The following is an 8,126-nucleotide window of genomic DNA, read 5'->3' on the forward strand; positions in this document are numbered from 1 at the left end:
TCCCCGTCTTTTTCCGCAAGTCCGTAGGAACGCCGATGCGCCGCCTTGTTGCCCTGGCCCTGTCTTTCGCCGCCGCGCTCGCGCCCGCCGCTTCCGGCGCGGCGCCTGCCGTGCCCACCCCGGCCGCCGCCGCGACCGAATCGGCCCGCCAGACGGCCATGGAAGGCTATCTCTATTTCTATCCCTTGGTGACGATGGACCTGACCCGCCGCCAGGCCACCCATCCGTCGCGGGGCGCGCAAGGCGCGCCAGCCAACACCTTCCTGCACGGCCGCGCCTTGCCGGCGCCGGGCGCCGCCGCGCCCTGGGCCAACCCCGACATGCTGCGCAGCGCCGCCTGGCTGGACCTGACGGCCGGGCCGGTGGTGCTGTCCACGCCGGACACGCAGGGGCGGCACTACACGCTGACGCTGCTGGACATGTGGACCGACGCCTTCGCCACGTTCGGCAAGCGCAGCACGGGCACGGCCAAGGGCAATACCGCGATCGTGCCGCCGGGCTGGACCGGCACCCTGCCCTCGGGCATGGCCCGCATCGACGCACCCACCGCCCATGTGTGGGCCAGGAGCCTGATCCAGGCCGACGGCCCGGCCGACTATCCCGAGGTCCATGCCTTGCAAGACGGCTTCATCCTAACGCCGCTTGCGCAATGGAACCTCCCGGCGCAGGCACAGCGGCTGCGCGCCGATCCGTCCCTGGACCTTGCCACTCCGGTGCGAGAGCAAGTGGAATCCATGCCGACGGACGCCTTCTTCACCTACGCGGCCGAGCTGCTGCGCAGGAATCCGCCGCACCCCACGGACCAGCCCGTACTCGCCCAGCTGCGCCGCGTCGGCCTGATCCCCGGCCGGCCGTTCGATTTCGACAAACTCGACCATCCCGCCAAACAGGGCATGCGCCGGGGGCTGCGGGCCGCCCGCGAACGCATGGCGGCTGCCGCGGGCGGCACCGTGCGCGGCGTGAACGGCTGGCAGCAGGAAACCGGCAGCATCGGCGTGTACGGCAACGCCTACCTGCGGCGCGCGCTGGCTGCGCAGGCGCAGCCGGGCTCGGGCCTGCCCGAGGACCTGACCGTACTGCTGCTGGCCGCCGACAGCCAGGGCGCACCGCTGGACGGCGCGCACGGCTATGCGCTGCGCTTCGAAAGCGGCCAGCTTCCGCCCGCGGGCGCGCTGTGGTCGCTGGCCGCCTACGACGCCAACGGCATGCCCGCCGCCAATCCCCTGGGCCGCTACGCGCTCGGCAGCCGCGATCCCCTGCGCTACAACGCCGATGGATCGCTGGACGTGCGTATCAGCCATGCGGCCCCGGCGCCCGACGCGCAGTCCAACTGGCTGCCGCTGCCGCCTTCGGGCCCCGTCAGCGTGTTGCTGCGCGTCTACCGGCCCGAACCGGCGTTGCTGGACGGCTTGTGGGTGCCCCCGGCCGCGCTGCGGGACGCGCCGCAGGAAGAAAACGCGGAGGACGCCGAAAAGACGGAGCCATGACGGGCGCCTGCCGCTACCATAGGCGTTTTATCCGAGATTCAACGCCCGCCATGGACGACGCCTTTAGCCACCAATTGTCGATGACCATCCTGATGACGCCCGACATGGCGAATTTTTCAGGGAATGTGCACGGCGGAACCATCCTCAAGTATCTGGACCAGGTGGCCTACGCCTGTGCCAGCCGGTACGCCGGCCAGTACGTCGTGACCCTGTCCGTCGACCAGGTCGTGTTCCGTGAACCCATCCACGTAGGCGAGCTGGTGACCTTCCTGGCCGCCGTGAACTACACGGGCCGCACATCCATGGAAATCGGGATCAAGGTCGTCACCGAAGACATCCGCAAGAAGCTCGTGCGCCACACCAACAGCTGTTACTTCACGATGGTGGCGGTAGACGACCAGGGCGCCCCCACCGCGGTGCCGCCGCTTGCGCCGCGCACGCTCGAGGAAAAGCAGCGCATGGAAGCAGCCAGGCTGCGCCGCGAACTGCGCCAGGAAATGGAACGCCGGCACGGCGAGATCAAGCGCGAGACCACGCACGACGCCCTGCCCGGCGCCTGATCCTCCCGCGGGCAGCCGGCCTGCGTTCAGTCCGGGCCGCTGCCGTGGTGCCGCCGGTACGTCGCGGGCGACACCCCCACGTGCTTGACGAAGGCCCGGCGCAAAGTATCCACGTTGGCGAAACCGCACTGCGCCGCCACCTGCTTGGGCGTGGCGACGCCCCCCTCCAGCAGGGCCCGGGCCGCCGACACACGCGTCATTTCCACCCAGGCCGCCGGCGTGATGCCGACCTCCGCGTGGAACAGGCGCGCGAAGTGCCGCGGGCTGAGGCCCGCATGCGCGGCCAGGGCCTCTACCGACAACGGCAGCTGCGGGTGCGCCGCCACCCAGCGCTGCACCTCCTGCAACACCGACCTGCCGACCGGTCCGGCCTGACCCTTGCGGCTGAACTGAAGCTGCCCGCCGGGGCGCTTGAAGAACATCACCAGCTGCGACGCCACTTTCGCCGCCACCTCGCGCCCCAGGTCCTCTTCGACGAGCGATAGCGCCAGATCCAGCCCGGCCGTCACGCCGGCCGAGGTGCGCAGCTTGCCGTCGCGCACGTGCAGCGCATCTTCCTCGACCTCGACACGCGGATAGGCCAGGCGCAATTCCCGGGCCGCGTTCCAGTGCGTCGTCACCCGGCGCCCGTCCAGCAAGCCCGCGGCGGCCAGCACGAAGGCGCCGGTGCAGACCGACCCGTAGCGCCGGGCGTCTCGCGCCGTCGCGCGGATCCATTGCAGCGCCGGTGTGCTTAGCACGGCGCGCGACGCATGCGGCGTGCCGGCGACCAGCAGCGTGTTCACGCGCGGCAACGGCTCGCCCACGACTGCGTCGGGCAAGAGGCAGACGCCCGACGAGCTGCGCACGGGCCCCGGTTCGTAGGCCACCACGCGCAGCGTGTAGTACGCGCGCCCCAGCTCCGCGTTGGCCTGGGCGAAGACGTCGAGCGGGCCTGACACGTCAAGCATCTGAACGCCCGGCAGGGCCAGCACGGCTATGGTTTTGGTCATGGCAGCAGATCGCGGTATTTGGCAGCAATTGGCGTATTACGCCTATTGAGGCCATTTTAGTGCGGCAGCAAAATGAATTGCCAACCTCTACCGAAAGGCTTCTGCCATGACTTTCTCCATCGACGACATCCAGATCCCCGACAGCCAGCTTGCCCGTGAAATCACCGAGCTGGTGCGCGATACCGAATCGCCGCTGCTGTTCCACCATTCGAGCCGCGTCTATTACTTCGGCGCGCTGGCCGGCAGGCGGCGCGGACTGAAGTTCGACCCGGAACTGCTGTACTGCGGCTGCATGTTCCACGACATGGGGCTGACGCACCGGCACAGCAGCGGCTGCTGCCGCTTCGAAGTGGACGGCGCCAACGCGGCGCGCGATTTTCTGCAAAGCCGCGGCATCGGGCCGCGCGACATCGAACTCGTCTGGACGGCGATCGCGCTGCACACCACGCCCGGCATTCCCGAATTCATGGACCCTGTCGTCGCGCTGGTGACCGCGGGCGTCGAAATGGATGTGCTGGGCCTGACCTATGGCGAATACAGCGACGCGCAACGCGAAGCCGTGGTGGCGGCCCATCCGCGCGGGCCGCGGTTCAAGGAGGAGATCATCCAGGCCTTCTACGACGGCATCAGGCACAAGCCGCAAACGACGTTCGGCAACGTCAAGGGCGACGTGATCGCCGACAAGGAACCGGCCTTCCGGCCCGGCAATTTCTGCGATGTCATCCGCAATTCGCGCTGGGCGGGCTGACGCCGGGGCGGTTCGCCGCCGCCGGGACGCGCGTCAGGCGCGCTCGGCGGCGGGCGGCGGATCCGACGGCACGCCCGCGGGTTCCCGGTCGCGACCCGTCAGCCGCTTGAGCCCCAGCCACTGCTGGGACCAGAAGCCGCGGCCGTAGTCCCGTCCGCCGGCCTCGGGCTGCTGGTCGTGGATGCCGGTGGGGCCGTAGCCCACGCCGAAGCGGGCGGTGCGAAACAGCACGTCCCAGATGGGGAACAGCGCGCCGAAGTTGTAGCCGCCCGCGGGGCCCGGCGACGAGGCGTCGTAGGCAATGGAATGATGGTGCCGGTGGAAACGCGGGCTGACCAGCAGCCGTTCGCCCAGGGCGCCGAAATGCATGCGCAGGTTGGCATGCGAAAAGCTCTGCGCCAGCTGGGTAATGGCCACCACCATCACGAACTGCGCCGGCGGCACGCCCACCAGCTGCGACACGAACACCACCAGCACGTCGCGCAGCATGTCGTCCAGCAGATGGTTGCGGTCGTCGCTCCAGATCGTCATCTGACGCTGGCTGTGATGCACGGCATGCAACGCCCAGAGCCAGCCGAAGCGGTGCTGGGCGCGATGGTAGAAGTAGTCCACCGCGTCGAACAGCAGCAGATAGATGATCAGGCTGACCCAGGCCTTGTCGGTCACGCCGGGCCAGTACTGGTCCAGCTGGAACCCCGCGAAGCCCCATACGTGGAGCTGGCCGAACACGCTGTCCCATAGCGGGTCGATGGTGAAGAACAGCACCAGCCGGAACGCGCCCAGCCGGTGGACCAGCGTGTACAGCACGTCGATGCCGATCTGGCGGCGGTCGGTGACGGGCTCTACCGGCCGCAGGCGTTGCAGGGGGCCGAAGACCAGGACCAGCACCGCGACCTGCAGCAGGCCGACCAGCAGCCACATCGTGGCGTCATAGCCGTCCTCGATGAAGTTGCTCAGGCCCAGATGAAACAGCGCGGGCTGAATCGCCGTCTCGAAGATCCATTGCTGGCATTCTCCGAAAAGTTGACTAAGCGTATCCATGGTCAATGATGGGTGGCGATCCAGCCGCGATAGGACGGATGCGTGTTCAGAGTAGCGAAACAATAGCCCTTGCGCTGCAAACCTTCAATCAGCGGCTCGAGCACGGCCGGCGCCCAGGGATCCTGGCGCGACCAGATGCCCAGATGGGCAAGCAGGATGTCGCCGGGCTTGATGGTGCGCAGCGCCTGGTCCAGCAGGCGGGCATTGGGGTATTTGTCGCTGGGCAGTTCGTCGCCCAGGAAGCCGGCGGGCGCCCAGCCCACTTGCTCGAACCCACAGGCCTTGGCGGCCCGCAACAGCGCGGGCGACGTCTTGCCGCCCGGCGCACGATACAGCGGAAGCATGTTCTGCCCCGTCATCTCGTGGAAACGGGTGACGGAGCGCTTGATCTCGGCGCAATACTGTTCGGCGGTCCATTCGGCGCGCTTGCCCGCATCGGGGCCGGCGCTGGGCTTGACGCGGAACTTGCCGCCGGGCAGGTCGCCCTGCCAGTAGACGTGATCGTAGGTGTGCGAGCCGAACGCGTGGCCTTCCGCCGCGCGCGCCTTCCACCACGGCGCCCAGACGTCATCCAGGCTGGAGCCGCCGGTCAGCGTGCGTTCGTTGGCCAGGAAAAACGTGACCTTCACATGATGCCGCGCCAGCACCTCGGCCACCAGCGGCGCCACGCCCATGTGGCCGGTATCGAACGTCAGGTAGACGGGCTTGTCGCAAGTGGCCTGCTCCGCGGCGCCTGCAACGGGAACAAGCAGCGCCAGAACCGCCGCTGCCGCGAACTTGCGCGGCAAGCCCATGAAAGCACGCGCGGCGTGGGGGCCTTCTTTTGCCGCAGGGCCGCCCCAAGGCAAAAGACGCCCCCTCGGGGGGCAGCAAGCACGCGCAGCGTGCGCAGCGTGGGGGCTCTTTCTATCGGGTCGGCGCATGGTTCAGCGTCCAGACGCCGTGCGGGGACTTGCCCACCGGCACCTGATTGGAGACCTTCTTCTGCTCCAGGTCCACCACGGTGAGCTTGCGCGCCCAGCGCGACGTGACCAGCAGCGTCTTGCCGTCGGCCAGCACGTCCATACAGTCCGGGCCGCCGGGCACCGGGAAGGTGTCGGTGACGGCAAGCGTCTGCATGTCGATGCGGCTGATGGAATTGGCCGTGCGGTTGCTCACGAACAGGTGGCGGTGGTCGCCCTGCGCGCGGAAGGCGTGCGCGCCGGCGGCGGTTTTGATGCGCGTCACCAGCTTGGCCGGGCCGTTGCTGACGTCATAGGCCTCGACGTAGGAGTCGCCGGTCAAGGCGACGAGCAGCGTTTTCTGGTCGGGCGTCAGGAACACGTCGGCGGGGGTCTTGCCCACGGGCACCGTCCATTTCGGCGTCTGCGTGGCCAGGTCGATGGCGATCAGCTCGTCGCTGTCCTGCAGCGTCACGTAGGCCGTCGTGCTGTTCTTGTCGATCATGATATGGCTGGGCGTCTTGCCCGCCGGGATGCGCTTGACGAGCGTCAGGTCGAATCCCTTTTCCAGCGGCTTCCATGCGTAGATATCGATGTGGTCCAGGCGGTTGGCCGCCGTGACGAACCACTTCATGTCCGGCGAAAACTGCAGCTGGTAGGGATCGACGATGCCCGTCAGGGTACGCTGCACCTCGCCCGTCTTGGGGTCCATCAGCGTGATCGTGTCGCCCGTGGCATTGGCCACCATGAGGGACTTTTCGTCGGGCGTGAGATACAGGTGGTGCGGCTCCTTGCCCGTGGGCACGCGCCGCAATTCCTTGTAGGTGGCCGGATCGATGATGCTGACGTTGGCGTCCAGGGAGTTCAGGACGAAAATCGGGGCAGATGCCGCCGCGGCGCTAAGCGCCATCCCTACGCCGAATAGGGCGTAGCGGACAAAATGCATGGGGTTCAATTTCTAGGTCCGGCAAGGGGAAATCGGGCTAGGTCCCGATGCTCGCCATTGTAGGCACGGCGGCCTGACAAAAGCGCGTCAACCCGGGCTTTCGCGACAAACTCACACGCCTGTTGCGACCCAGCAACAAGCGTGTTCCCATCCGCCCCCGAAAACCGAAAAAGTCATTTGATGCCAATGGGTTGCACGTCCGCGGTCACCCAGTTTCCCGTAGTGATATCGCGCTCGCGCAGCGCCGCCGCGCGCGCCGCGGACGAGGGTCCCAGATCGGCCTCCAGCACGCCGCCCTCGGGGCCGACGACGAAGGACCCGATGCCGGTCTGGCCGTAGCGCGCCGGCCATGCAACGATGCGATATGCATTGTCCCGCCCACCGGGGATCACCTTGTAGCGATACCCATAATAGGCATCGTCCAGGGGCACGTCCGGCCCCATGGTCAAGGCGTTCGGCCCGAAAGCCTGCTGCGGCGAACCGGGCAGCTCTGGCCAGTACAGGCCATCCCGCTCGCCGGGCCGGCTGACCAGGCGGTCTGCATAGCGCCCCTGGCCCACGCCGTCCTTGTAGCGGGCCTGAGCCGCCTGCAACTGCTGCAGGGTTTCGATGGCGGTCAGCTCATTACGGCCGATCGCGCGGCGGCGGATTTCCGCCGTGCCGGCCGCCGGATCGAAGCGCCAGCCGTGCCCAGCGCGCACGATGGGCACCGGCAGCGTCCAGCCCGAGTCGCCGACCCCCAGCCACGAACGGCCGCCGTCCGCGACGATTTCATGCTTGCGGGACCAGGCCGCCAGGAAGCGGTAAATGTCTTCTTGCGCCACGCCGCCGGGCACGATCCGCTGATGGTTCGGCCCCAGCACCTTGGCCAGCCCGTCGAGGTCGCCGGTCGCCATCGCGTCGACGAAAGCATCCGCGGCCGCCTGCGGGCTGGGATACAGGCTCTGCCCCGCGGCGGGAGCCGCCAGCCCGAGCGCCAGCGCCGAGGCGGCGCCCAGCGCGCGCAAACGGGCAAAAGTCATGAAAGCTCTGTTTTCCATGGTGCTTATCTCCGGCCGCCGAAATGTCCGCCACCACCACCGCCGCGCCCTCCGCCACCATGTCCGCCACCGCCACGCGGGACGCCGCCTCCGCCGCCGCGGCTCATCTCGCCGCGATGGCTCTGCTGGCGCATGCGTTCACCGTTGCCGGCGTCGCTCAGCGCATTGGTGCTGTTGGATGCGCGGCCGCGATTGCGCGCCGCGGATTCGTCCGCGCGCTGGCGCTGGGCGGCGGCCTGACGGTCTTGCGTCGACATGCCCGAGGCCCGGTCGTGCGGCGCCTGCGCGCCGCCCTGGGGCCGTTCGCGCGCGCCCCCGCCCTGGCTGGCCTGGCGCCCCTGCCCCTGGCCACGGTTCGCGGCGGCATCGCC

At 68.5% G+C, this 8,126-nt stretch carries 9 protein-coding genes; 4 read left to right on the forward strand and 5 right to left on the reverse strand.

What is annotated here, in order from left to right:
- The first annotated feature begins 35 nt into the window (after positions 1-35).
- Positions 36-1,487 carry a DUF1254 domain-containing protein gene (locus AGI3411_RS23765; RefSeq protein WP_129529788.1) on the forward strand — a complete coding sequence of 484 codons (1,452 nt, stop codon included), beginning with the start codon at positions 36-38 and terminating at the stop codon, positions 1,485-1,487.
- 50 nt (positions 1,488-1,537) lie between these two features.
- A complete protein-coding gene (locus AGI3411_RS23770) occupies positions 1,538-2,047 on the forward strand; it encodes an acyl-CoA thioesterase (RefSeq protein ID WP_129529789.1) in 510 nt (169 codons plus the stop codon).
- Positions 2,048-2,073: 26 nt separating this feature from the next.
- On the opposite strand, the gene AGI3411_RS23775 is transcribed toward AGI3411_RS23770, so the two are convergent.
- Complete coding sequence (locus AGI3411_RS23775; RefSeq protein ID WP_129529790.1) at positions 2,074-3,039, reverse strand: GlxA family transcriptional regulator; 966 nt, start codon at positions 3,037-3,039, stop codon at positions 2,074-2,076.
- A 106-nt stretch (positions 3,040-3,145) separates the two neighbouring features.
- Between AGI3411_RS23775 and AGI3411_RS23780 the strand changes: the two genes are divergently transcribed.
- Positions 3,146-3,787, forward strand: coding sequence for an HD domain-containing protein (locus AGI3411_RS23780; protein ID WP_129529791.1), 642 nt, complete (start codon positions 3,146-3,148; stop codon positions 3,785-3,787).
- Positions 3,788-3,820: 33 nt separating this feature from the next.
- On the opposite strand, the gene AGI3411_RS23785 is transcribed toward AGI3411_RS23780, so the two are convergent.
- The 4 genes from AGI3411_RS23785 to AGI3411_RS23800 form a co-directional block, all read right to left on the reverse strand.
- The gene (locus tag AGI3411_RS23785) at positions 3,821-4,828 is read right to left on the reverse strand and encodes a sterol desaturase family protein (protein ID WP_129529792.1); all 1,008 of its coding nucleotides are present in this window, start codon (positions 4,826-4,828) and stop codon (positions 3,821-3,823) included.
- 2 nt (positions 4,829-4,830) lie between these two features.
- Positions 4,831-5,622 carry a polysaccharide deacetylase family protein gene (locus AGI3411_RS23790; RefSeq protein ID WP_129529793.1) on the reverse strand — a complete coding sequence of 264 codons (792 nt, stop codon included), beginning with the start codon at positions 5,620-5,622 and terminating at the stop codon, positions 4,831-4,833.
- A gap of 112 nt (positions 5,623-5,734) precedes the next feature.
- Positions 5,735-6,715, reverse strand: coding sequence for a YVTN family beta-propeller repeat protein (locus tag AGI3411_RS23795; protein WP_165359253.1), 981 nt, complete (start codon positions 6,713-6,715; stop codon positions 5,735-5,737).
- A gap of 173 nt (positions 6,716-6,888) precedes the next feature.
- Positions 6,889-7,755, reverse strand: coding sequence for a DUF2950 family protein (locus AGI3411_RS23800; RefSeq protein ID WP_244240438.1), 867 nt, complete (start codon positions 7,753-7,755; stop codon positions 6,889-6,891).
- Positions 7,756-7,778: 23 nt separating this feature from the next.
- On the opposite strand from AGI3411_RS23800, the gene AGI3411_RS30545 reads away from it, so the two are divergent.
- The coding region (locus AGI3411_RS30545) for a hypothetical protein (protein WP_425265372.1) at positions 7,779-8,126 on the forward strand (348 nt) is incomplete at its 3' end.

This window comes from Achromobacter agilis (assembly GCF_900496965.1).
GTDB lineage: Bacteria > Pseudomonadota > Gammaproteobacteria > Burkholderiales > Burkholderiaceae_B > Achromobacter > Achromobacter agilis.

Bases quoted from the DNA above. Each gene is read 5' to 3' on its own strand.
- AGI3411_RS23765 (WP_129529788.1), top strand. From the start codon at position 36: ATGCGCCGCCTTGTTGCCCTGGCCCTGTCTTTCGCCGCCGCGCTCGCG.
- AGI3411_RS23770 (WP_129529789.1), top strand. From the start codon at position 1,538: ATGGACGACGCCTTTAGCCACCAATTGTCGATGACCATCCTGATGACG.
- AGI3411_RS23775 (WP_129529790.1), bottom strand. From the start codon at position 3,039: ATGACCAAAACCATAGCCGTGCTGGCCCTGCCGGGCGTTCAGATGCTT.
- AGI3411_RS23780 (WP_129529791.1), top strand. From the start codon at position 3,146: ATGACTTTCTCCATCGACGACATCCAGATCCCCGACAGCCAGCTTGCC.
- AGI3411_RS23785 (WP_129529792.1), bottom strand. From the start codon at position 4,828: ATGGATACGCTTAGTCAACTTTTCGGAGAATGCCAGCAATGGATCTTC.
- AGI3411_RS23790 (WP_129529793.1), bottom strand. From the start codon at position 5,622: ATGGGCTTGCCGCGCAAGTTCGCGGCAGCGGCGGTTCTGGCGCTGCTT.
- AGI3411_RS23795 (WP_165359253.1), bottom strand. From the start codon at position 6,715: ATGCATTTTGTCCGCTACGCCCTATTCGGCGTAGGGATGGCGCTTAGC.
- AGI3411_RS23800 (WP_244240438.1), bottom strand. From the start codon at position 7,755: ATGGAAAACAGAGCTTTCATGACTTTTGCCCGTTTGCGCGCGCTGGGC.